This window comes from Streptacidiphilus sp. EB129 (assembly GCF_041262645.1).
Taxonomy (GTDB): Bacteria; Actinomycetota; Actinomycetes; order Streptomycetales; family Streptomycetaceae; genus Streptacidiphilus.
Genome location: NZ_JBGCCS010000050.1, coordinates 17,110 through 40,092, shown reverse-complemented (window position 1 = coordinate 40,092; position 22,983 = coordinate 17,110). Strand labels below are relative to the sequence as shown.

General features: G+C 72.1%; 19 protein-coding genes and 1 pseudogene. 14 read left to right on the top strand and 6 right to left on the bottom strand.

Annotated features, from left to right (window positions below; translation table 11 throughout):
- Nucleotides 1–222: 222 nt before the first annotated feature.
- Genes ABH925_RS34165 through ABH925_RS34155 form a run of 3 tightly spaced genes read left to right on the top strand, consistent with a single transcriptional unit; the run spans nt 223 to nt 1,171 of the window.
- Nucleotides 223–507, top strand: a complete 285-nt coding sequence (locus ABH925_RS34165) for a tetratricopeptide repeat protein (protein WP_370154674.1) — start codon at nt 223–225, stop codon at nt 505–507.
- Nucleotides 508–560: 53 nt separating this feature from the next.
- Nucleotides 561–779, top strand: a complete 219-nt coding sequence (locus ABH925_RS34160; protein WP_370154668.1) for a toxin-antitoxin system HicB family antitoxin — start codon at nt 561–563, stop codon at nt 777–779.
- An 11-nt stretch (nt 780–790) separates the two neighbouring features.
- Complete coding sequence (locus tag ABH925_RS34155; RefSeq protein ID WP_370154667.1) at nt 791–1,171, top strand: hypothetical protein; 381 nt, start codon at nt 791–793, stop codon at nt 1,169–1,171.
- Between the two features lie 16 nt (nt 1,172–1,187).
- Here ABH925_RS34155 and ABH925_RS34150 read toward each other — a convergent pair whose 3' ends face one another.
- A complete protein-coding gene (locus ABH925_RS34150; RefSeq protein WP_370154664.1) occupies nt 1,188–1,826 on the bottom strand; it encodes a hypothetical protein in 639 nt (212 codons plus the stop codon).
- 346 nt (nt 1,827–2,172) lie between these two features.
- Here ABH925_RS34150 and ABH925_RS34145 point away from each other — a divergent pair, with 346 nt between their 5' ends.
- Nucleotides 2,173–3,414 (top strand): hypothetical protein, encoded by a 1,242-nt coding sequence (locus ABH925_RS34145; protein WP_370154661.1) that lies wholly within the window; start codon nt 2,173–2,175, stop codon nt 3,412–3,414.
- A gap of 107 nt (nt 3,415–3,521) precedes the next feature.
- Here ABH925_RS34145 and ABH925_RS34140 read toward each other — a convergent pair whose 3' ends face one another.
- Nucleotides 3,522–4,175: a hypothetical protein gene (locus ABH925_RS34140; protein ID WP_370154658.1), complete on the bottom strand. Its 654-nt coding sequence runs from the start codon at nt 4,173–4,175 to the stop codon at nt 3,522–3,524.
- A 237-nt stretch (nt 4,176–4,412) separates the two neighbouring features.
- Here ABH925_RS34140 and ABH925_RS34135 point away from each other — a divergent pair, with 237 nt between their 5' ends.
- Nucleotides 4,413–6,182, top strand: coding sequence for a phosphatidylglycerol lysyltransferase domain-containing protein (locus ABH925_RS34135; protein WP_370154655.1), 1,770 nt, complete (start codon nt 4,413–4,415; stop codon nt 6,180–6,182).
- A gap of 197 nt (nt 6,183–6,379) precedes the next feature.
- Here the strand turns inward: ABH925_RS34135 and ABH925_RS34130 are convergent, their stop codons facing one another.
- Entirely contained in the window at nt 6,380–7,066 is a 687-nt protein-coding gene (locus tag ABH925_RS34130; RefSeq protein WP_370154652.1) for a response regulator, read from the bottom strand.
- Between the two features lie 209 nt (nt 7,067–7,275).
- Between ABH925_RS34130 and ABH925_RS34125 the strand changes: the two genes are divergently transcribed.
- The gene (locus ABH925_RS34125; RefSeq protein ID WP_370154649.1) at nt 7,276–9,339 is read left to right on the top strand and encodes a beta-galactosidase; all 2,064 of its coding nucleotides are present in this window, start codon (nt 7,276–7,278) and stop codon (nt 9,337–9,339) included.
- Between the two features lie 172 nt (nt 9,340–9,511).
- Here the strand turns inward: ABH925_RS34125 and ABH925_RS34120 are convergent, their stop codons facing one another.
- Together ABH925_RS34120 and ABH925_RS34115 are read right to left on the bottom strand one after the other, a co-directional pair.
- Nucleotides 9,512–12,067, bottom strand: coding sequence for a DEAD/DEAH box helicase (locus ABH925_RS34120; RefSeq protein WP_370154645.1), 2,556 nt, complete (start codon nt 12,065–12,067; stop codon nt 9,512–9,514).
- Nucleotides 12,068–12,210: 143 nt separating this feature from the next.
- Nucleotides 12,211–13,002 carry an SDR family oxidoreductase gene (locus ABH925_RS34115; RefSeq protein ID WP_370154644.1) on the bottom strand — a complete coding sequence of 264 codons (792 nt, stop codon included), beginning with the start codon at nt 13,000–13,002 and terminating at the stop codon, nt 12,211–12,213.
- Nucleotides 13,003–13,130: 128 nt separating this feature from the next.
- Here ABH925_RS34115 and ABH925_RS34110 point away from each other — a divergent pair, with 128 nt between their 5' ends.
- Nucleotides 13,131–13,853: a molybdopterin-dependent oxidoreductase gene (locus ABH925_RS34110; protein WP_370154641.1), complete on the top strand. Its 723-nt coding sequence runs from the start codon at nt 13,131–13,133 to the stop codon at nt 13,851–13,853.
- Nucleotides 13,837–14,436, top strand: a pseudogene (locus ABH925_RS34105) (cytochrome b/b6 domain-containing protein); the annotation flags it as partial. The gene ABH925_RS34110 and the pseudogene ABH925_RS34105, both read left to right, overlap by 17 nt.
- Before the next feature lie 129 nt (nt 14,437–14,565).
- Here ABH925_RS34105 and ABH925_RS34100 read toward each other — a convergent pair.
- A complete protein-coding gene (locus ABH925_RS34100; RefSeq protein ID WP_370154639.1) occupies nt 14,566–15,291 on the bottom strand; it encodes a TetR/AcrR family transcriptional regulator in 726 nt (241 codons plus the stop codon).
- Between the two features lie 223 nt (nt 15,292–15,514).
- Here ABH925_RS34100 and ABH925_RS34095 point away from each other — a divergent pair, with 223 nt between their 5' ends.
- From ABH925_RS34095 to ABH925_RS34070, 6 genes are all read left to right on the top strand, one after another.
- Nucleotides 15,515–17,176, top strand: coding sequence for an amidohydrolase (locus ABH925_RS34095; RefSeq protein WP_370154637.1), 1,662 nt, complete (start codon nt 15,515–15,517; stop codon nt 17,174–17,176).
- A gap of 156 nt (nt 17,177–17,332) precedes the next feature.
- The gene (locus tag ABH925_RS34090; RefSeq protein WP_370154634.1) at nt 17,333–19,069 is read left to right on the top strand and encodes an ABC transporter substrate-binding protein; all 1,737 of its coding nucleotides are present in this window, start codon (nt 17,333–17,335) and stop codon (nt 19,067–19,069) included.
- Entirely contained in the window at nt 19,069–20,016 is a 948-nt protein-coding gene (locus ABH925_RS34085; protein WP_370154631.1) for an ABC transporter permease, read from the top strand. The genes ABH925_RS34090 and ABH925_RS34085 overlap by 1 nt, the downstream gene beginning before the upstream one ends.
- Nucleotides 20,013–20,975: an ABC transporter permease gene (locus ABH925_RS34080; RefSeq protein ID WP_370154628.1), complete on the top strand. Its 963-nt coding sequence runs from the start codon at nt 20,013–20,015 to the stop codon at nt 20,973–20,975. Before ABH925_RS34085 ends, ABH925_RS34080 begins: the two co-directional genes overlap by 4 nt.
- Nucleotides 20,972–22,048 carry an ABC transporter ATP-binding protein gene (locus ABH925_RS34075; protein WP_370154625.1) on the top strand — a complete coding sequence of 359 codons (1,077 nt, stop codon included), beginning with the start codon at nt 20,972–20,974 and terminating at the stop codon, nt 22,046–22,048. The genes ABH925_RS34080 and ABH925_RS34075 overlap by 4 nt, the downstream gene beginning before the upstream one ends.
- A complete protein-coding gene (locus ABH925_RS34070) occupies nt 22,045–22,920 on the top strand; it encodes an ABC transporter ATP-binding protein (protein WP_370154622.1) in 876 nt (291 codons plus the stop codon). The genes ABH925_RS34075 and ABH925_RS34070 overlap by 4 nt, the downstream gene beginning before the upstream one ends.
- The last annotated feature ends 63 nt before the right edge of the window (nt 22,921–22,983 follow it).

Sequence of the window (22,983 nt, the reverse complement as noted above, 5' to 3'; positions counted from 1 at the left end):
ATGGTACTGCAGGGGGGACCCTGTGGGAGAGTAGGACACCGCCGAACAACCATTAACAGAAGGCCCCCTGACCCAGCGTCAGGGGGCCTTTCTGCATGCTGGAATAGTTGAAGCTTCACCTATGTTGAAGGCGTCGCAGGACCCACAACGGAAGGGAGCGCGGTCGTCGTGCCGATCCAGGATGTGAAGGAAAGCAGCGCGGAGAAGTGGCGTCGGGCCGGGATGTTCTTCGAGGCGAAGGACTACGCCGAAGCCGCCCGGATCCTACGGGGGCTCGTCGACGAGGTGCCCGAGCAGGTCGCGCCGAGGTTGCTGCTGGCGCGCAGCTACTACCACTCCGCGCAGTTGCGTCGCGCCGAGGAGGAGCTCCGTGCGGTGATCGAGCAGGACCCGGTGGAGCACTACGCCCATCTGATGCTGGGTCGGACCCTGCAGCGTCAGGGGCGGGCCGAGGAGGCGGCGCCCTGGTTGAGGATCGCCGAGGCCTTCGGCGTGGACTCCTTTTGAGTGAATCTGCCGCGCCCGTGCACGGTACAGCACGGGCGCTGTACGCTGACCTCATGTCGAAGCACATCACCATTCGGGTGGACGAGGAGTTCCATGCCCGGCTGGCGGCGCGGGCGGCGGCCGAGGGCACGACGATCACGGCTCTGGTCACCGAAGTCGCCAAGCGTGAGCTCGACGCCGACCGGCAGAGATCGCTGGATGCTGCGGCGGAGTTCAACACGGCTGAGAACTGGGCGTACTTTCAAGAGCGGTTCGGGCGGAAGAGCGCGTGAAGGAAGAGAGCGTGAAGGCTGACGAGGCGTGGGCGTGGAACGTCCTGGCACACCACCTTCCCTCCGATCCGACGGTCTGGGATCCCTCGGGGATCAGCGCCGCGATAGCGCGCCATGCCACCGACGTCGTACTGGTCGCTGACGAGGAACCGCGCGACATCTGCTGGCGGGCGGCCGCGCTGCTGCACACGCTCGCGGTGTGCCCGCCGCTCGACAGTCCGATGAACGAGTTCTACGCCGCGACGCTGACCCGTTCCTACCTGGCGATGGCCGGCATCAAGCAGCTGCCCAACAGCTTCGCTCTGGCGGATCTCGTCGAGCACGCCAAGGAGCGCAGGGCGGACGTCTTCGCGACCGCCGAGTCCCTGCGCCAGCTGACCGACCTGACCTGACCTTCGGCCAAGGGCCTCAGCGGGGATCGGGGCGGTCCACGCTCCAGTGGCGGACGACCTGGCAGAACCAGTCCGAGTCGTTCTCCTTGCGGGCGATGAACGAGAAACGGCTGATGGTGCGTTGACCGCCCTCGTGGTCGCCGTAGAGCAGGTCGATGTTGATCCGGTCGCGTTCCTTGATCTGGCTCAGCAGCGGGGCGTGGTCCGGGTCGGTGCTCTCGCGGATCGCGGAGTGCCAGAAGCTGGTGTCGCCCGGCGCTATGTAGAGGTCGCGGCCCTGGCGGCGGAACGACGCGAGCGGCGGGTGGTCGTGCTCCGCGTACTGGGGACGTTCGGCGAGCCGCCAGCCGTGGATCACGCCGAGGCCCGGACCGACGTTGCGGATCGAGGCGGCGAGGTAGAGCGCGCCCTCGTGCGGCCGGAGGTAGCCGGCGCTGCCGGGCAGCTTCGCCCAGTGGCCGTCCTGCCAGTAGAGCTTCTGCTCCGGAGCCTCGACCCGCGAGGAGATCAGCAGCGGACGCAGCGCGGCCTGGACCGAGCGCTCGGCGGCGCGGGCGGAGCGGTTCGCGGAGCGCACGGAGGAGAAGGTCGCGGACGCGAGCACCAGCGTGCCGCCCGCCGTGGCGAGGTTGGAGACGGTGGCCCAGTCAGTCACGGGCAGCACCGGTGTGTGCGGTGGACATGATGGGCAGCGTAGGGGATGCCCCGCCCCGGGTGGGTTGGTGTCCACGCTGTGGGGGCGTTGCAAAAGGGACTGTTGGTGCGTGGGGCACGGCTCGAATGTGCGTAGTGTGGGTCGAACCGGATGCACAGCTTTTGTCGTCTTCACGTTCAGCAGGCCCACAGTCGGCAGGTAGCCCGTCGACGGGCAACAGCGGCGACGGGTACACCGTCGGCGGGCCACACAGCCGGTGGGCCCGCAGGTCGGCCGCCTCGCAGTCGGCGGGGCTTGGGCCGCAGCCGCTCCCAACCGCACTAGCCGGAAGGTCAGGTGACACCCCATGGGCACACTGTCCCGCAGGAACGTTCTGACGGGCGGCGCTGTCGCGGCGGCGACAGCGCTCGGAGTCACCGCCTGCGCGGACGGGACGGCCAGATCCACGTCGGGCGACGGTCGGGTGGGGCAGTCGAGCGCACCGCAGGCCGGCACTCCCTCGTCGACGCCGACGACCACCGGTGGCACTCTGATCGGGGACGGCTCGACCTCCGACACCGGGCCGCAGCCGCGCCAGCCTGCAGCCGAGCGGCTGGAGCCGGGTCAACGACCGCCGCAGTTCGTGGTGTTCTCCTGGGACGGCGCCGGGGAGGACAGCAAGCAGCTGTTCTCGCACTTCCGGTCGGTGGCCGCGGAGACCAAGGCCACGATGACGTTCTTCCTCTCCGGCATCTACACGCTCCCGGAGAGCAAGAAGGACCTCTACCTCCCGCCGGGCCACAAGCCCGGTGCGTCCGACATCGGCTACCTGAAGGACGCGCACATCCGGGCCACCCTGCAACAGGTCGGCGCGGCCTGGCTGGAGGGGCACGAGATCGGCACGCACTTCAACGGCCACTTCTGCAGCCAGACCTCCGGCGTGGGGACCTGGACCTCCGCGCAGTGGCGCAGCGAGATCGAGCAGGCCGTCAGCTTCGTCACGCACTGGCGTACCAACACCGGCTTCACCGACCTGCCGGAGCTGCCGTTCGACTACACCAAGGAGCTGATCGGCGGCCGCACCCCGTGCCTGATGGGCCGGGACGCGCTGCTGCCCACGGCCAAGTCGCTCGGCTGGAAGTACGACGCCAGCTCGCCCGGCGGCAACCAGGTCTGGCCGGTGATGCGGGGCGGGCTCTGGGAGTTCCCGCTGCAGTCGATCCCCTTCCCGGGCCACAGCTTCTCGGTGCTGTCGATGGACTACAACATGCTGGCGAACCAGTCCGCCGGCAGCATCAACGGCAACCCGGCGCAGCGGCCCACCTGGCAGCAGCAGTCGTACGAGGCGTACATGGCGGGCTTCAACCGCGCGTACACGACCAATCGCGCCCCGTACTTCGTCGGAAATCATTTCGAGAGCTGGAACGGCGGCATCTACATGAAGTCCGTCGAGCAGGCGCTGCGGGAGATCGCCGCCAAGCCCGATGTGCGGCTGGTGTCGTTCCGTCAGCTGGTGCAGTGGCTGGAGGCCCAGGACCCGGCGGTGCTGACGAAACTGCGCACTCTCGGCGTCGGCCAGAAGCCGGCCAGCTGGGCCCAGTACACCTGAGACGCCGGGTGACGAGGACGCGGGAGGGGGTCAGGGGCGGCACCCCTGACCCCCTCCCGCGGCGGACTGTTGACGGTGTGCCGGCTTGCCATCGGACCGACGCGCCGTCAGATCGCGGTGACGGCGCCGATCTGGCTGACCTTGGCGACGCCCGCGCCGTAGCGGGCGTCGAAGGCGCGCTGCGCGGCGGTGGCCTTCCCGGTGATGCCGACCAGCGCGGCGCAGTGGACGCCGTTGCTGGTGCTGACCTCGCTGACGGTGACGCCGTGCTGACGCCAGTAGCTCCGGTCGGCTTCGATCCGGCTGATGATCTGGTGCTGGCGCAGATAGGAGTAACGCGAAGTGACGAAGGTGAGCCGGACCCGGCCGGCGATCGTACGGGCGGCGGCGTCCAACCGGGGGTCCGGCAGGCGGAAGACCACCAGCTGGTTGTTGGGGCTGTCGACCAGGACCGAGGCGTAGGTGTTGCCGAAGTGGTGCTCCAGGTAGGGCGCGAGCCGCTGGACGACCGGGTCGAGCTGGGCCGGGCCGCCGGCCGGGGGCTGTGCGCCGTGGAGGTCGGACGGAGCGGGCGAGTACGGCGTGCCCGCCGCCGGGCCGCTGGGGGAGGGCGCCGCGCCGGTGTGACCCACCGGCTGGGTGTTCGGCGAGGAGGGGTGGGCGGAGCAGGCCGTCACGGGGCCGAGCGCGACGAGTGCGAGTACCGTCAGCGCGGAGGCCGCGCGGATGCGTTTGCGTGCCTGCTGCGGTCCGCCGTTCATGGTTCCCCCTGTGTTTGCCGTCTCTGCGTTCTCTGGAGTACCAGTGTGACGACACTGAAAGCCCCACGGTTCCGGACACTGCACGAAATCCGCCCCACCGCACCATAACCCGCCGATCGGCGGGGGGCGGGCACGACCCTGGTCGGACTCCAGGCCGGTCACCGTCCGTCATGCTGAATGCTGGCCCGAGGAGCACCCCACCAGCTCCCGCCCCTTGCCGTCCCGGAGCCGTCGCAGATGTCTGAAGTCGTAGCCGCGCCAAGGGCGCAGCGTGCCAGTGCCCGTGCCGTCGTGTGGTACCTGCGCGCGGTGGGCTGCCTCAACCTGCTCGGAGCCGTTTCGGTGTCCTTCCGGGAGCAGGTGCGTCACCACAGCGTGGGTGACTTCTACACGCCCTACCTGCTCACCGCCGGGTTCACCTCGGGTGCCTTCGCGCTGCTGATGGCAGTGATGATGAACCGTCACAAGCGCGCCGCCTGGGTCGCCAACCTGGTGTTCTGTTCGCTGCTGCTGGCCGACCTGGTGGTCGCGCTGGCGACCCGCCAGCAGGTCAGGGCGCACGCTTTCAACTGGGGCACCGGCGTGGTGACGCTGCTGGTGGTGCTGGCCATGCTGGTCGGCCGCCGGGAGTTCCGGGCCAAGGGCGACCAGGCCAACCCGCGGCTGGCCGCCGTGGTGCTGGTCGGCGGCGGTGCGGTGAGCCTGCTGCTGGGCACGCTGCTGGTGGGCGCGACCAACACCGAGGCCGGGGCGACCCTGGGCGACCGGGTGCACTATGTGCTGCTGCGCGCGGTCACTCTGGGTTTCAGCAGCTCCCAGGACCTCTACATCGACGTGCCGCGCTGGGTCGACGTGTCGATCAACGTGCTGATCCTGGGTGTGCTGCTGCTGGTGCTCTACGCGCTGTTCCGCTCGCCCAAGGGCAGGGAGTTCCTGGGCGCCGAGGACGAGCAGCGGCTGCGGGTCCTGCTGGAGCGGCACGGCGAGCGCGACTCGCTGGGCTACTTCGCGTTGCGCCGGGACAAGTCGGTGATCTTCTCGCCGTCCGGCAAGGCCGCGATCACCTACCGGGTGCTCGGCGGGGTCTCGCTGGCCTCCGGGGACCCCATCGGCGACGTCGAGGCGTGGCCGGGGGCGATCGAGGCCTGGCTGCGGCAGGCGCGTGAGCACGCCTGGGTGCCGGCCGTCACCGGGGCCAGCGAGGAGGGCGGCATCGTCTACGCCCGGCACGGGCTGGACGCGCTGGAGCTCGGGGACGAGGCGATCGTCGAGGTCGCCGACTTCACCCTGGAGGGACGCTCCATGCGGGGCGTGCGGCAGGCGCACAACAAGGTCCGCCGCGCCGGGTACAACGTGCTGCTGCGCCGGCACGCGGACATCGGCGAGGCCGAGATGGAGACCCTGGTGCGGCGCGCCGACCAGTGGCGGGACGGCCAGACCGAGCGCGGCTTCTCGATGGCCCTGGGCCGGCTCGGGGACCCCGCCGACGGCCAGTGCGTGATGCTGGAGTGCCGGGACGGCGACGGCGAACTGCGGGCCCTGCTGAGCTTCGTCCCCTGGGGCGTGGAGGGGCTGTCGCTGGACCTGATGCGGCGGGACCGGGAGTCCGACAACGGGCTGCTGGAGTTCATGGTGATCGAGCTGCTGCAGGGCGCGGACCAGCTGGGGATCAAGCGGGTGTCGCTGAACTTCGCGGTGTTCCGGGCGGTGTTCGAGCGCGGCTCCAAGCTCGGCGCGGGACCGTTCCTGCGGGCCTGGCGCTCGGTGCTGGTGTTCTTCTCGCGCTGGTGGCAGATCGAGTCGCTCTACCGGGCGAACGCCAAGTACCGGCCGCAGTGGGAGCCGCGCTACGTGCTGTTCGAGCGGACCCGGGACCTGCCGCGGATCTCACTGGTCAACGCCTGCGCGGAGGGGTTCATCAGCGCGCCGCGGCTGCCGTCGCTGTTCGGCCGCCGCCGCCGGGGCACGGCCGCCGCGCACCAGCCGGTCCTGGAACGCGCCGCCTGAGGCTGCGCCGCGGGGGCCTGACCCGCCGGGCCTGAGCCATGCCGCACTGGTGCCGCTGGGCTGCGCCGGGCCTGAGCTGCGGTAGCTGAGCTGCGCCGCGCCGGTGCCGCCGGCCTGCGCCGCCGGGCTGGGCCGGTTCGTGCCGCGCTGGGCCTGAGCCGGCGGATCTGGGCTGCGGTGTCCGGGCCCGGAGGGCCTCAGCGTTTCGGGTTTGGTCTGCGGCCGCCGGGGCCCTGGCCCGGGCCGTCCAGCAGGCCGGCCTGGTGGGCGAAGACCGCGGCCTGGACCCGGTTGGAGGTGCCCAGCTTGGAGAGGATCGCGCTGATGTGGTCCTTGACCGTGCCGGTGCTGAGGAACAGCCGGGCGGCGATCTCGGCGTTGGAGAGCCCCTCGCCGAGCAGGGCGAGCACGTCGAGCTCGCGGGTGGTCATGCCGCGCAGCCGCTCGGCCGCCGGCCGGTCCGGCCCCGAGTCGAGGTAGCCGGCGATCACGGTGTCGGTGACCGCGGGGGAGAGCACCCGGCCGCCCGCGGCAAGCACCCGGACCGCGTGCATCAGCTGCGCCGGGTCGGTGTCCTTGAGCAGGAAGCCGGACGCGCCGCCGCGGAGCGCGGTGCCGATGTACTCGTCGGTGTCGAAGGTGGTCAGCATCGCCACGGCCGGCGGCCGGGGCAGTGCGCGCAACGAGCGCAGCACGGTGAGCCCGTCCACGTCGGGCATCCGGATGTCCAGCAGCACCACTGCGGGGGAGTGCTGCTCGACGACAGCCAACGCCTCGCCGCCGGCACAGGTGGCCACGACATCGATGTCGTGGGCCGAGCTGACGATCAGGCTGAGCCCGGACCGGACCAGCGTCTCGTCGTCGACGATGACCACTCGGATCAACGCGGGACCTCTTCTTCTCACGCCAGTGTTCAGGATGTTCTGTTGCGCACGATGTTCTGCGGAATCTTCGCAGAGACGACTCTATGAGGATCGCACGGGCATCTTGCCGGGACCCCGGGGGAGGCGGGAAGCTGCACCCGGACGACATGCTTCAACATGTTCGAACAGCAGCGCTCAGAAACCATCGCTCCTCCCGTCAGGATGGGTCCATGACACACACAACCCGACGTCTCGACCTCGGTGCCATCGCCTACGGCGGCGACTACAACCCGGAGCAGTGGCCGGAGGAGGTCTGGGAGGAGGACGTCGCACTGATGCGTGAGGCGGGGGTCAACCTGGTCAGCCTCGGCATCTTCTCCTGGGCCCGGCTGGAGCCCCGTCCCGGCGAGTTCGACTTCGGCCCGCTCGACCGGATCATCGAGCTGCTGCACGCCAACGGCATCCGGATCGACCTGGCCACCCCCACCGCCTCGGCCCCGGCCTGGTTCCTGGCCGCGAACCCGACGGTCCGACCGGTGACCGCGGACGGCCGGGTGCTCGGCTACGGCGCCAGGCAGACCTACTGCCCCAGCTCGCCCGAGTACGCGGCGGCCGCCGCCCGGATCACCTCCGAGCTGGCCCGCCGGTACGCCGGCCACCCCGCGATCGTGCTCTGGCACATCCACAACGAGTACGGCTGCCATGTCTCGCGCTGCTACTGCGAGCAGTCGGTGCTGGCCTTCCGTGAGTGGCTGACCGACCGTTACAAGACCGTCGAGGCGCTGAACGCCGCCTGGGGCACCGCCTTCTGGGGCCAGCACTACGGCGGCTTCGACGAGGTGGACGCGCCGCGGGACGCCCCCACCGAGCCCAACCCGGCGCAGCAGCTGGACTTCCGGCGCTTCAGCTCCGACGCCCTGCTGCGGCTGTACCGCGCGGAGCGCGACATCGTCCGGGCACTCGATCCGGACGTGCCGATCACCACCAACTTCATGGCCGGGCTCTCCGACAACCTCGACCTGTGGGACTGGGCCAGGGAGGTGGACCTGGTCGCCACCGACCACTATCTGTCCGCGGCGAAGACCGACAACCAGATCGGCCTGGCGCTCAGCGCCGACCTGACCCGCTCGCTGGCCGGGGGCGAGCCCTGGCTGCTGATGGAGCACTCGACCTCCGCCGTCAACTGGCAGGCCCGCAACATCGCCAAGCGTCCCGGCGAGATGGCCCGCAACAGCCTGGCGCACGTGGCCAGAGGTGCGGACGGGGTGCTGTTCTTCCAGTGGCGGGCCTCGCGGGCCGGCGCCGAGAAGTACCACTCGGCGATGCTGCCGCACGCCGGCACCGGCACCCGGCTCTGGCGCGAGGTCACCGCGCTGGGCGCGGACCTGGCGGCGCTGGGCGGGCTCCGGGGCAGCCGGGTGCGCGCGGAGGTGGCCCTGGTCTGGGACTGGGAGTCCTGCTGGGGCCTGCAACTGGGCTTCAAGCCCACGGTGGACCTGGACTTCCGCGAGCGGATCGACGCCTACTACGAGCGGTTCTGGCGTGCCGGGATCACCGTCGACTTCGTCCATCCCGGTGCCGACCTCAGCGGCTACCGGCTGGTCGTGGCGCCCTCGATGTACGTCACCCGGACCGCCTGGGCGGAGAACCTGCGCGGGTACGTCCGGGACGGCGGCACGCTGGTCGCCTCCTACTTCACCGGCATCGTGGACGAGAACGACGCCGTTCACCTCGGCGGCTACCCGGGCGCGCTGCGGGACATCCTGGGCGTGCGCGGCGAGGAGTTCCTGCCGCTGCGCGAGGGCGAGCAGACCGGGCTTGCCGCCGACTCCGACGCCGGGGCCGGGATCCGGGACGGCAGGGCGACCCGCTGGGCGGAGGACCTGGCCCTGGACGGCGCCTCGGCGGTGCTGCGCCACGCCGACGGTCCCGCGGCCGGGCGGCCGGCCGTCACCCGGCACGGCTTCGGTGCCGGAGCGGCCTGGTACGTGGCCACCGCTCCCGACCCGGCGACCCTGGACGCGGTGCTGCGCGCGGCCTGCGCCGACGCCGGGGTCCGGCAGCCGTCCGGGCAGGCCGAGGACGTCGAGCGGGTGCGCCGGACGGCCGACGACGGCACGGTGTTCGACGTGCTGATCAACCACGGCCCCGCCGAGGCGGTGGTCGAGGCCCAGGGCCGTGAGCTGCTGCGTGCCGGGGGCGGGGCGGGCGGTGAGTCCGGGGACGGGGCCGTCGACGGTCGGCTGTCGGTCCCGGCGGGTGAGGTCCGGGTCCTGGTGATCGATCCGCGCTGATCGCCGGGGCTGCCCGGCGGACGCTCCAGTGAGCCCACGACGCGGTGATCCCAGGCTGCGGTGATCCCAGGCTCCAGTGATCCCAGGCTCCAGTGATCCCAGAACGTGGCCCGGCCCCGGACCGTCCACAGGACGGTCCGGGGCCGGGCTCCCGGTGGGGTCGGGTCGGGCGTTACAGCCGGTCGACGGCGGTGACCCGCAGCACCGCGCGGCCCTCCTCGTCGGAGGCGGTGAGGTCGACCTCGGCGCTGATGCCCCAGTCGTGGTCGCCGGCCGGGTCGTCGAAGATCTGCCGGACCATCCAGGCGCCCTGCACCGACTCCTCGTCGATCAGCAGCATCTTGGGGCCGCGGGCGTTCGGCCCGGTGCCCAGGTCGTCGTGCTCGTCCCAGTAGGCGTCCATCGCGTCGGCCCAGCGGTCCTGGTCCCAGCCGCCCTCGCGCCGCCCGCCGGTCTCGCCGCCGAGCGGGCCGCCGGCGTCGTTGTCCAGCTCGCCCAGGTCGTAGTAGCGCTCCAGCGCGGCCAGTTCGACCCGGCGGAACATCGCGTTGCGCACCAGCACCCGGAAGGCGCGGACGTTGGCGGTGACCGGGGCGGTCTTCTCGTCCAGCAGCTCCAGCTCGCGTTCCTCCTCGTCCTCGGGGTTCGCCAGCTTCTCCCACTCGTCGAGCAGGCTGGAGTCGACCTGGCGGACCAGCTCGCCCAGCCAGGAGATCAGGTCCCGCAGGTCCTCGGTCTTCAGGTCGTCCGGGATGGTGTGCTCCAGCGCCTTGTAGGCGCCGGCCAGGTAGCGCAGCACCAGGCCCTCGGTGCGGGCGAGCTCGTAGAAGCCCACGTAGTCGGCGAAGGTCATCGCGCGCTCGTAGAGGTCGCGGACCACCGTCTTGGGGCGCAGCGGGTGGTCGCCGATCCACGGGTGCACCCGCTGGTAGACCTCGTAGGCGTGGCCGAGCAGCTCCTCCAGCGGCTTGGGGTAGCTGATCTCCTGCAGCCGCTCCATCCGCTCCTCGTACTCGATGCCGTCCCGCTTCATCTCGGCGACGGCCTCGCCCCGGGCCTTGTTCTCCTGGGCGGCGATGATCTGGCGCGGGTCGTCCAGCGTCGCCTCGACCACGCTGAGCACGTCCAGGGCGTAGCCGGGCGACTCGACGTCCAGCAGCTCGAAGGCGGCCAGGGCGAAGGTCGACAGCGGCTGGGTGAGCGAGAAGTCGGACTGCAGGTCGACGGTGAGCCGGACGATGCGCCCGGTCTCGTCCGGGGTGTCCAGCCGCTCGACGACGCCGCCGGCGAGCAGCGAGCGGTAGATCGCGATGGCCTCGCGGATGTGGCGGCGGCGGGCCTTCGGGTCGTCGTCGTTGTCGGTGAGCAGGTGCCGCATCGCCTCGAAGGCGTTGCCGGGCCGGTTGATCACCGACAGCAGCATCAGGTGGCTGACCCGGAACCGGGACACCAGCGGTTCGGGCTGGGCGTCGATCAGCTTGGTGAAGGTCTCCTCGCCCCAGGAGATGAAACCGTCGGGGGCCTTCTTGCGCACTACCTTGCGCTTCTTCTTCGGGTCGTCACCGGCCTTGGCCAGCGCCTTCTCGTTCTCCACCACATGCTCGGGGGCCTGTGCGACGACCGTGCCCACGGTGTCGAATCCGGCCCGCCCGGCGCGACCGGCGATCTGGTGGAACTCGCGGGCCCGCAGCAGCCGAACCCGCTGGCCGTCGTACTTGGACAGCGCGGTGAACAGCACCGTGCGGATCGGCACGTTGACGCCGACGCCGAGGGTGTCGGTGCCGCAGATGACCTTGAGCAGCCCGGCCTGGGCGAGCCGCTCCACGAGGCGCCGGTACTTGGGCAGCATCCCGGCGTGGTGCACGCCGATGCCGTGCCGGACGAAGCGGGAAAGGTTGCGGCCGAACTTGGTGGTGAAGCGGAACCGGCCGATCAGCGCCGCGATGGCGTCCTTCTCGGCCTTGGAGCACATGTTGATGCTCATCAGGGCCTGGGCCCGCTCGACGGCGGCCGCCTGGGTGAAGTGCACCACGTAGACCGGCGCCTGGCCGGTGGAGAGCAGCTGCTCCAGGGTGTCGTGGATGGGGGTGCGCTGGTACTCGTAGAACAGCGGGACGGGCCTGGTCACCGAGGAGACCGTGGTGGTCGGGCGGCCGGTGCGGCGCTTCAGGTCGACCTCGAAGCGGCGGACGTCGCCCAGGGTCGCCGACATCAGCAGGAACTGCGCCTGCGGCAGCTCGATCAGCGGGACCTGCCAGGCCCAGCCCCGGTCGGGCTCGGCGTAGAAGTGGAACTCGTCCATGACGACCTGGCCGACGTCGGCCTGCGCGCCGTCCCGCAGCGCGATGCTGGCGAGCACCTCGGCGGTGCAGCAGATGATCGGCGCGGTCGGGTTGACGCTGGCGTCGCCGGTCATCATGCCGACGTTGGTGGTGCCGAACATCTTCACCAGGTCGAAGAACTTCTCCGAGACCAGGGCCTTGATCGGCGCGGTGTAGAAGGTGCGCTCGCCCCGGGCCAGCGCGGCGAAGTGCGCGCCCGCCGCGACCAGGCTCTTTCCCGAGCCGGTGGGGGTGTTCAGGATGACGTTGGAACCGGAGACGACCTCGATCAGCGCCTCCTCCTGCGCGGGGTAGAGGGTGATCCCGCGCTCCTCGGCCCAGCCCGCGAACGCGGTGAAGAGATCGTCGGGCTGAGGGTCGGCGGGGATCAGATCAGTCAAGGTCACGACCCCTATCTTGCCTGGTTCCGGGCCGCCCCCGCGCCGCCCGTGGCCAATCCCCGCCTGCGGCAGCCCGGACCCGGCCGGGTGCCGGGTCGTCGGCCCGCGCTCACCCGGCCCGTGCGGGAGCGCCCGGGTGGGAGCGGCGGTCAGCTGTCGGAGCGGCGGGTCCGGGCCGCGCCACCGGCGGCGACCCGGCGGCCGCCGTCGACCAGCAGGTCGGCGCCGGTGACCCAGGCGGCCTCGGGGGAGAGCAGCCAGAGCACGGCGGCGGCGACGTCCTCCGGCTCGCCGAGCCGCCCCAGCGGGGTCGCGGCGGCGAGGCCCGCCTCGTGCGGCTCCCAGTAGAAGCGGGCCAGTTCGGTGCGGACCAGGCCGGGGGAGACCGCGTTGACCCGGACCCCAGGGGCGAGCTCGGCGGCGAGGTGGCGGGTCAGCTGCAGCAGTGCGGCCTTGCTGGTCTCGTACGCGGCCAGGCCGGGGCCGACGCCGTGCACACCCTCGGTGACGACGTTGACCACCGAGCCGCCGTGCTCCCGCATCCAGCCCTCCCAGGCGGCCCGGACCAGGGCGAGCGGGCCGTGGACGTTGACCGCGTAGGTGTCCAGCCAGGCCTCCGGGGCACCCTCGACGGCGGGCGCCAGCGGCTGGTTGGCGCCGGCGTTGTTGACCACGTGGTCCAGCGAGCCGAACAGGTCCAGGCAGGCCGTGGCCCAGGCGGCGGTGGCGGCCGGATCCCCGGCCGAGCCGGTGCGGCCCTCGATCCGGCCCCAGGCCGGCGCCGCCTCCCGCCGCAGCCCGGCGACCGCCGCCGCCACCCCGGCCCGGTCGCGCGCGGTGATCAGCACATCCACGCCCCGTGCCAGCAGCCCGCGGGCGACGGCGTAGCCGATCCCCCGGGAGCCGCCGGTGACGATCGCACTCCGCCGGTCCGTCCCCATGGGATCAGGAGTAACTGACGCAGCATCAGAAGTCCAGTGCGGGGTCCGCGCGGGAGAGAAGATTACCGAACCCTGACAGGAGGCTGTTTTTGCTGGTCAAGGCAGCAGCGGAGTGGTGCAATCGAGGTATGGCGGACAGGGGCGGTACGGCGGGCAAGCCGGTCGGGCGGCGGGTGGTGCTCGGCGTGGCCGCGCTCGGTGCTGCCGGAGTGGCCTTCGGGGCGAAGGCGCAGAACGTGCTGGACGGCGTCCTGGCCACGGTGAGCAGCAAGGATCCGACCGGGCTGACCGGGCTGCTGCCGGGCGGCGGCGGCTTCCGCTTCTACTCCGTCGCCGACTCCATCCCGCACCGCAGCGACACCGCCTACCGGCTCACCGTGGACGGCCTGGTCGAGCGGCCCGCCACGTACACCCTGGCCGAGCTCAAGGCGATGCCGCAGACCTCGCTGGTCAAGGACGTGCAGTGCGTCACCGGCTGGCGGGTGCCGAAGACCCAGTTCGGCGGGGTGCTGCTGTCCCAGCTGCTGGCCGCCGCCGGGGTGAAGCCGGAGGGTAAGGCGCTGCGCTTCACCTGCTTCGACGGCGTCTACAGCGAGAGCCTCACGCTGGACGAGGCGATGCGCCCGGACATGATGGTGGCGCACCAGATGAACGGCACACCGGTCAGCGACGCGCACGGCGGGCCGGTGCGGCTGTACGCCGCGCCCATGTACTTCTACAAGTCGGCCAAGTGGCTGTCCGGGATCACCGTCACCGACCGGGTCATGCCCGGCTACTGGGAGCAGTACGGCTATGACGTCGAAGCATGGGTCGGCAAGTCCAACGGGCGCAACGATGCCCCGACCTCTTGACCGCACGGAGCTGACCCGCTTCACCGTCGTCGAGCGCTGGGTGCACCGGACCACGTCCACGCTGATGATGGTCGCCATCGTCACCGCCGCCTTCCTCTATCTGCCGCAGCTCGCGGAGCTGGTCGGCCGGCGGCGACTGCTGGTCACCGTGCACGAGTGGTCCGGGATCCTGCTGCCGGTACCGCTGGCGGCCGGGCTGTTCTTCCGGTCGCTGCGGGCCGACCTGCGCCGGCTGAACCGCTTCGGCGCGGAGGACCACGGCTGGGCCTGGCGCGCGATGCGGCGCGGCACCGGGCTGGCCGGGGCGGCGGGCAAGTTCAACGCCGGGCAGAAGTGGTACGCGGCACTGATCGCCGGGGCGGTCCTGGTGATGATGGGGACCGGCCTGGTGATGTGGTTCCCGAACCTGACCTCGCTGGACTGGCGCACCGGTTCGACCTTCGTCCACGACTGGCTGGCGCTGATCATCGGGGTGCTGGTGATCGGCCACATCCGGATGGCGCTCAAGGACCCGGAGGCCCGGCACGGCATGCGGACCGGCCGGGTCTCCCGGGCCTGGGCCCGGCGCGAGCACGAGCTCTGGGCCAGGGAACTGGACGCCCAGGAGCTGGACGCCCAAGCCCAGGACCAGGCCCGGACCCGGGATCGGGGTCAGGGCCCGGACGCCGGCCGGGATGGCGGCCGGACCGAGGAGCAGGGCCGCGGGCGGGGCTCAGCCGACGACTCCTGACCCCCCGTCGCCCTTCGCCCGGGCGATCTTCAGGGCGACGCCGTCCAGGAACGTCCCCAGCACCAGCTCAAACACCTGCGTGTCGTCCCGGAACAGCTCGGTGAGCCGCGGCGCGCTGTGGTGCAGCAGCGGGAAGCGGTCCTCGGGCAGCATGCCGTACTTGACCGCCCAGGCGGCATCGTCCTTGGCCTGCGCCTCGGGGTCGAGGACCTGGAACGAGGCGGTGCACTGGATCATCGCGAGGGTGAGGTCCAGCAGCATCCGGTAGCACTCGGCGGCCGCCACCACCGGAAGTCCGGCGTGGTGCAGCACGCCGATGATGCGTTCCACGCTGGTGGTCTCGGCCGGGCTGGCGGTGGTCCTCGACGCGGCCAGCACCGCCAGCGCCGGGCGTTCGAGGTAGACCGCGCGCAGTGCCCGCGACACGGCGGTGAGCGACTCGCGCCACTGTCCAGGCCCGTAGGACTCCACGGTGGCCAGCGCCACCGACTCCTCGATCATGACGTCGGTCATGGCCAGGATCAGATCGTCCTTGTCCCGGAAGTGCCGGTAGACCGCGGTGGGGTCCGCGCCCAGCTCCTTTCCGAGCCGACTGAACGTCAGAACACCGCCGCCGTCCGGGGAGCAGAGCCTGAAGGCCGCCTCCACGATGGCCTCGCGGGTCAGTGCCACCCGCTTCCTGGGCGTTGTCGTGCCCTCCTGCGCCACCGCGGCTCCTCCCGATCACAGCTGGGCCGACAGACCGGCCCGGGTGAGATCCGATCTTAACCAGACGCTCCTGTCAATGCCATTGACAGCATCCCTGTCATCGGGTGTGATGCTCACTCATCCGGTCCGGTCACCGCGTCCCGCCGCAGAGCGTCGACCAGCGACCCCGCCGGACCTCATCGCCGCACGTTTCCAGCTCGCTCCGTCCCCGCCCGGAGGGCTCATGTCCCGCGACCACCACTTCGCCGATCTCGTTCTGACCGGAGGTCCCGTCTACACCGTCGATCCGGCCCGCTCCTGGGCCACAGCGGTCGCCGTCCGTGACGGCCGTATCGTCGTCGTCGGCCACGAGCACGACGTCGCCCATCTGATCGGCGCCGACACCGAGGTCGTCGACCTCGCCGGAAAGCTGCTGCTCCCCGGCTTCCAGGACGCCCATGTGCACGCCGTCCTCGGCGGCGCCACCATGCGCAGCTGCGACCTGCACCAGCTGGAGACCGCCCCGGACTACGTGGAGGCGGTCGCCGCCTACGCGGCCGCCCACCCGGACCGCCCGTGGATCACCGGCGGCGGCTGGAGCATGGAGGCCTTCCCCGGCGGCACCCCGCACCGCGAGCTGCTGGACGCCGTCGTCCCGGACCGCCCGGTCGCACTGCCCAACCGCGACGGCCACGGCGTCTGGGCGAACAGCCGGGCCCTGGAGATCGCCGGCATCACCGCCGACACCCCCGATCCGGCCGACGGCCGGATCGAGCGCGACGCCGACGGCACCCCGACCGGGATGCTGCAGGAGGGCGCGGCGGACCTGGTCACCAGGCACATACCGGCCGCCGACGAGGAGGAGCTCTACCAGGGCCTGCTGGAGGGCCAGCGCTACCTGCACGGCTTCGGCATCACCGGCTGGCAGGACGCGGCCGTCGGCCCGGGCTTCGGCCACGGCGACGTCTACAGCGCCTACCTGACCGCCTCCGAGCGCGGCACGCTCACCGCCAGGGTGAGGGCCGCCCAGTGGTGGGATCGCGAGGGCGGGCTGGAGCAGCTCCCGCTCTTCTTCGCCCGCCGCGACGAGGCCTCCGCCGTCGGCGCCGGCCGGTTCAGCGCGGGCAGCGTCAAGATGATGCTGGACGGCATCGCCGAGAACCACACCGCCGCCATGCTGGAGCCCTACCTGGACGGCTGCGGCTGCTCCAGCGGCGCCTCCGGCCTGGACTTCATCGACCCGGAGAAGCTCGCCGGATTCGTCAGCGAGCTGGACGCCGAGGGCTTCCAGGTGCACTTCCACGCGCTGGGCGACCGCGCGGTGCGCCTCGCGCTGGACGCGGTCGAGGAGGCCCAGCGCCGCAACGGACGCCGCCGCAACCGGCACCACCTGGCGCACCTGCAGGTGGTCCACCCGGACGACATCCCGCGCTTCCGCGAGCTCGGCGCGACCGCCAACATGCAGCCGCTGTGGGCCATGCACGAGCAGCAGATGGACGAGCTGACCATCCCGTTCCTGGGCGAGCGCCGGGCCGGCTGGCAGTACCCGTTCGGTTCGCTGGCCCGCTCCGGCGCGATGCTGGCGGCCGGCAGCGACTGGTCCGTCAGCACCCCGGACGTGATGCTCGGCGTCAGCGTCGCGGTGAACCGCCGCGGTACCGAGCCCGGGGACAAGGTGCTCGTCCCCGAGGAGCGGATCGACCTCGGCACCGCCATCGCCGCGTACACGGCCGGCAGCGCCCGGGTGAACCACCTGGACGCCGTCACCGGCTCGATCGAGACCGGCAAGCTCGCCGACCTGGTCGTCCTGGACCGCGACCCGTTCGCGGGACCGGCCCTCGCCATCGGCGAGACCCGGGTGCTCCGCACCTACGTCGAGGGCGAACTCGTCCACGCAGCGCAGTAGCCCCCGCAGCGCAGCAGCCGATCCGCGACGCAGCTCACCCCCACGGCAGCTCACCCGCGCAGCGGCTCACCCCACAGCGGCTCACCCGCGCAGCAGCAGAGCCGTAGCAGCGAGCGAGCAGCAGCCGCCGTCCCGCGACCATGAGAGGTTTCCCCGATGCAGACCACAGGCCCCACGCCCGGAACCCCGTCATCCGGAGACCGGCCGAGAGCCGGCCGCCGCCCCGCGCCGGGCCGCCGCCCGTTCCGCACCGTCCTGCCGCTGGCCACCGCCGCGGTGCTGGCCTGCGCCGCCCTCAGCGGCTGCGCCGGCTCCGGCGCCGGCGCCGCCAAGGCCGCGCCCACCAGCAACTTCGCGCTCTCCCAGATCACCACGCCGCCCGGCAAGGGCGCGCTGTCCACGCTGACCTGGTCCGGCGACTACCGCGCCCCGTACTCCGAGGACCCGGTGAAGACCGCCGACTACCCCGAGGAGACCATCCTCGGCAACGTCTGCGAGTCGGTGCTGCGCACCGGCCCGGACTACTCGCTCAACCCCGGCATCGCCAAGGCCTGGCACCAGCCGGACGCCCGCCACATCGTGCTCGACCTGGACCCGCGCGCGGTCTTCAGCGACGGCCACCCGGTCACCGCCGAGGACGTCGCCTACAGCCTGAACCGCAACCTGGACCCGGCCGTGGCCAGCAACTACGCCGACTCCTACAACGACGTCGGCTCCATCACCGCCACCGGCGCCGAGCAGGTCACCATCAGCTTCACCAAGGACGACTACGTCTTCGTCCGCGCCCTGGGCATCCTCGGCGCGGCCGTGGTGGAGAAGTCCTTCGCGGTGAAGGCCGGGCAGAACTTCGGCAGCGCCGGCACCGGGGTGGTCTGCTCCGGCCCGTACACGGTGGCCTCCTTCGACGGCACCAACACCATGGTGCTGAAGCGCAACCCGCGCTACTGGGACCCGACCCGGGCCGGCAAGGCCGAGACCATCACCTTCAGCTTCCTCAGCGACCCGGCCGCCCTGGCCAACGCGCTGACCTCGGGCAGCCTGCAGGGCGCCTTCGACCTGGCGCCGTCCACCGTGGGCCAGCTGTCCAAGGCGAGCGACGGCAAGCTCTACGTCGGCGCCGAGGGGTCCACCACCCAGAACATCGACCTGATCGTCTCCAGCTTCGCCGGCGGCCTGGCCGACGCCCGGGTGCGCCAGGCGCTGTCCATGGCCATCGACCGGGACGGCATCGCCAAGACGCTCTACAGCGGCACCGCCGACCCGCTCTACGCGGTGGCCGGGCCCGGCTTCTGGGAGAACAGCCCGGCGAAGGCCCAGTACCAGGCCGCCTACCAGCAGCTGGTGCGCAAGCCCGACATCGGCGCGGCCGGCGCGCTGGTCAAGGCGGCCGGGGCGACCGGCAGAGCGGTCACCCTCGCCTACGCGGCCGGGACCCCGTCCCAGGCCCAGCTGGCCCAGGTGCTGCAGCAGACCGGGGACTCCATCGGCCTGAAGATGAAGATCGTCGGCCTGCCCGACCAGCAGTACGGCTCGCTGTTCACCGACCCCAAGGCCCGGGCCGGCTACGACTCCTTCCTCACCATCAACTACCTGGAGTACCCCGAGGCCGCCTCGATGTACGCCAGCTACGCGGTGAAGACCGGGACGCAGAACTTCAACGGCTACACCGACCCGGGCGTCGAGGCCGCGCTGCTCAAGGCGCAGGGCACCCCCGACGTGAACCTGCGGGCCGGATACGTGCTGCAGGCCCAGGCGATCATCAACCGGGACCTGCCCTGGATCCCGATCGTCCAGCCGCGCGCCCTGCTCTTCCAGAACAAGGCCGTCACCGGCGCCCCGCTGACCTTCTCCTACGTGGCCGGACCCTGGACCACCGCGATCGGGGCACCCTGATGGGGCGGCTGCTGCTGCACCGCCTCGGCGGTCTGGTCACGACGCTGCTGCTGTCCAGCGTGGTGATCTTCGGCAGCCTCTACCTCGCCCCCGGCAGTCCGGAGAACGTGCTGTTCGGCAGCCGGGCCCCGTCCGCCGCCGCCCGGGCCGCGGTCCGGCACCAGCTGCACCTCGACCAGCCGCTGCCGGTGCGCTACTGGGACTGGCTGACCGGAGCCCTGCACGGCGACCTGGGCCACTCCATGGTCACCGGGCAGAGTGTCGCCAGTCGGGTCGGTTCCGGCCTCGGCACCACGCTGCTGCTGGTCGCCATGAGCATGGTGCTGGTGATCGTCTTCGGCCTCGGACTGGGCGCCGTGGCGGCGCTGCGGCCCGGACGGGTGGACGCCGCGGCCAACGCGCTCACCTCGGTGTCGGTCACCATTCCGCCGTTCGTCGCCTCCACCCTGCTGATCTCGGTGTTCGCGGTACGGCTCGGCTGGTTCCCGGCCTCCGGCACCGGCACCGGCTTCGCCGACCTGCTGCGCGGGCTGGTGCTGCCGGCCTGCGCGCTGGCGGTGGTCTCCTGCGGCTTCCTGGCCCGGATCACCCGCAACTCGCTGCGCGAGCAACTGGAGCGCGAGCACGTGCAGACCGCGCTGGTCCGCGGGCTGCCGCGCTGGGTGGTGCTGCGCGACCACGTGTTCCGCAACGCGATGCCGCCGGTGGTCACCGCCATCGGCCTGCTCACCTCGGGCCTGTTCGCCTCCACCCTGGTGGTCGAGTCCGCCTTCGCGGTGCCCGGCATCGGGCAGCTGACCATCCAGTCGGTGGCGCAGAAGGACTTCCCGGTGGTGCAGGCCGTCGCGCTGCTGCTGGTCGCCGCCTTCGTCATCTGCAACGCCCTCAGCGACCTGGCCCAAGCCCTGATCGACCCGCGCCTGCGCACCGCAGGGAGGACCGCATGACCACGCTCGCCGCCGCACCCGGCGCCCCCGCCGGCACCCCCACCGCGCCGGGCCGTACCGCCCGGGCGCCGCTGGCCCGGCTGCGCCGCACCTTCGGGATCTCCGGCATCCTCGCCGGGGTGTTCCTGCTGGCCGTGCTGGTACTGGCGGTCGCCGCACCGCTGCTGGCCCCGGCCGACCCCAACGCCCAGTCGCTGCTGGACTCCTACGCGGGGCCCTCGTCGGCGCACCTGCTCGGCGCGGACGGCATCGGCCGGGACATCCTGTCCCGGCTGGTGTTCGGCTCCCGCACCAGCCTGCTCGGCCCGGCCCTGGTGGTGTCGATCTCGCTGCTGGTCGGCATCCCGCTGGCGCTGCTGGCGGCCTGGTACGGCGGCCTGGTGGACGCCACCGTGGCCCGGGTCTTCGACCTGGTCTACGCACTGCCGGGACTGCTGCTCGCAGTCCTGGCGGTGGCCCTGTTCGGCCCCGGACTGACCCCCGCGGTCGCGGCGCTGTCCATCGCCTACGTCCCGTTCCTGGCCCGGATCGTCCGGGCCGCGGCGCTGCAGCAGCGGAACAGCCCGTATGTCGACGCGCTGGCGGTGCAGGGTTTCGGCGTGGTCCGGATCACGGTCCGCCACATCCTGCGCAACATCGCCCCGGTGGTGCTCGGCCAGGCGGCCATCGCCTTCGGCTACGCGCTGCTCGACCTCGCCTCGCTGTCCTACCTGGGTCTCGCCGTCCAGGCGCCCACCTCCGACTGGGGGGTGATGGTCAGTGACAGCGACGCCCTGATGAAGGGCTACTGGCTGCCGGTGCTCGCGCCCGGGGTGCTCATCGTCCTGTGCGTGCTGTCGCTGACCGTCCTAGGCGCGCGGATCAGCGGCGAGCGCCCCCAGTCCTACCTGCGCCTCCGCCGCGGCGCCACGAAGCGCAGCACCACGAAGCCCAGCACCACGAAGGGAGCCGGCGCATGACCAGCTCTTCCCCCGGCGGCTCCGACCCGCTCCGCGCCACTCCGGACGGCACCGCTGCGGCCACTGCCCACCCCGCCACTGCCGCCCCGCTGCTGGAGCTCTCCGGGCTGACCGTCCGGCTGGCCGTCGAGGACGGCTCCCGCGCGGTCCTGGACGGGATCGACCTCAGCCTCGCCCCGGGCGAAGCCCTGGGCCTGGTCGGCGAGTCGGGGTCCGGCAAGTCGATGACCGTCCGCGCCGTCACCAGGCTGCTGCCGGGAGGCGCGGAGGTCGACGGCACGGTCCGCTTCGAGGGGCAGGACGTCAACGCGATGTCCGGCCCCGAGCTGCGGGCGTACCGCGACCGCGGCGTCGGCATGATCTTCCAGGACCCCCGCGCCCACATCAACCCGACCCGGCGGATCGGCGCCTTCCTCACCGAGGCGCTCATCCGCAACCGCGGCACCGGCCGCCGGGAGGCCGAGGCGCGCGCCGCCGCGGTGCTGGCCGAGGTCGGCATCGACAGCCCGGAACGCCGGCTGCGGCAGTACCCGCACGAGCTCTCCGGCGGGATGCTGCAGCGGGTGATGATCGCATCGGTGCTGCTGGCCGAACCCCGGCTGATCCTCGCCGACGAACCCACCACCGCGCTGGACGTCACCATCCAGGCCGAGGTGGTCGGCATCCTGGACCGGCTGCGCCGCGAACGCGGCATGGGCATGGTCTTCATCACCCACGACCTCGACCTGGCTCTCGCGGTCTGCCGCCGGGTCGCGGTGATGTACGCGGGGCGGATCGTCGAGGTCCGCGAGGCGGAGGAACTGCACCGGCGCGCGGCCCACCCCTACACCCTGGGCCTGCTCGGCTCGCGGCCGTCCATCGACGAGCGGGCGGACCGGCTGGACGCCATCCCCGGCCGCCCGGTCTCCGCCTTCGAGTCCGGCCCCGGCTGTGCGTTCGCCGACCGTTGCGCGCACGTCCAGCCGGTGTGCCGGGAGGAGCGGCCCGAACTGGAGCCGTTCCAGGGCGGGCTGGTGCGTTGCCACCGGGTCGCCGAGATCCACAGCCGTCAGGACCAGGAGGCCTCGGCATGACGAATTCCCCTGACGTCAGCACCCCTGACCTCAGCACTTCTGACGCGGTGTCAGTCGCGGGTCTGAGCAAGGTGTTCCGGGTGCCGGCCGGGAAGGGCGGGCAGACCCGGCACACCGCCGTGGACGAGGTGTCGTTCCGGGTCCCGGCGGGCGGCTCGCTGGGCATCGTCGGGGAGTCCGGCTCCGGGAAGACCACCGTGGCCCGGATGCTGGTCGGCCTGGAACGGCCCAGCGCCGGCGGCATCGCCGTACTCGGCCGCGACCGGACGGCGCCCGCTCGGTGGGCCGGTGAGCGCAACCGCCGGGCGCGGGAGCTGCAGATCGTCTTCCAGGACCCGTACACCTCGCTCGACCCCAGCCAGAGCGCGCGCTCTGCGGTGCAGGAGGTACTGCGCCACCACAGCGGCCGTCAGGGCACCGGCCGTGCCGGCGACCGCAGTGCGGGCGGCGGGCTCACCGCTGAGCGGCTGCTGGACCAGGTCGGACTGACGGAGCGTCAGTCCCTGGCCCGGCCGCGGGACCTGTCCGGCGGCCAGCGCCAGCGCGTCGCCATCGCCCGGGCGCTGGCGGCCGAACCCAAGGTGCTGATCCTGGACGAGGCCGTCTCGGCCCTGGACGTCTCCATCCAGGCGCAGATCCTCAACCTGCTCGCCGACATCCGGACCGAGACCGGCATCGCCTACCTGCTGATCTCCCACGACCTCGCGGTGGTGCGGCAGCTCTGCGACACGGTGCTCGTGCTGCGCCGCGGCCGGGTGGTCGAGCAGGGCGACTGCGGCGCCGTCCTGGACGACCCGGCCGAGGACTACACCCGCGCCCTCCGCTCCGCCGTCCCGGTCCCCGGCTGGCAGCCGCCGAACGCCCGGGTGTAGCCCGGCCCGGGGCCACCGCGCCGACCGGCCCGGCCCGGGGCCACCGTGCCGACCGGCCCGGCC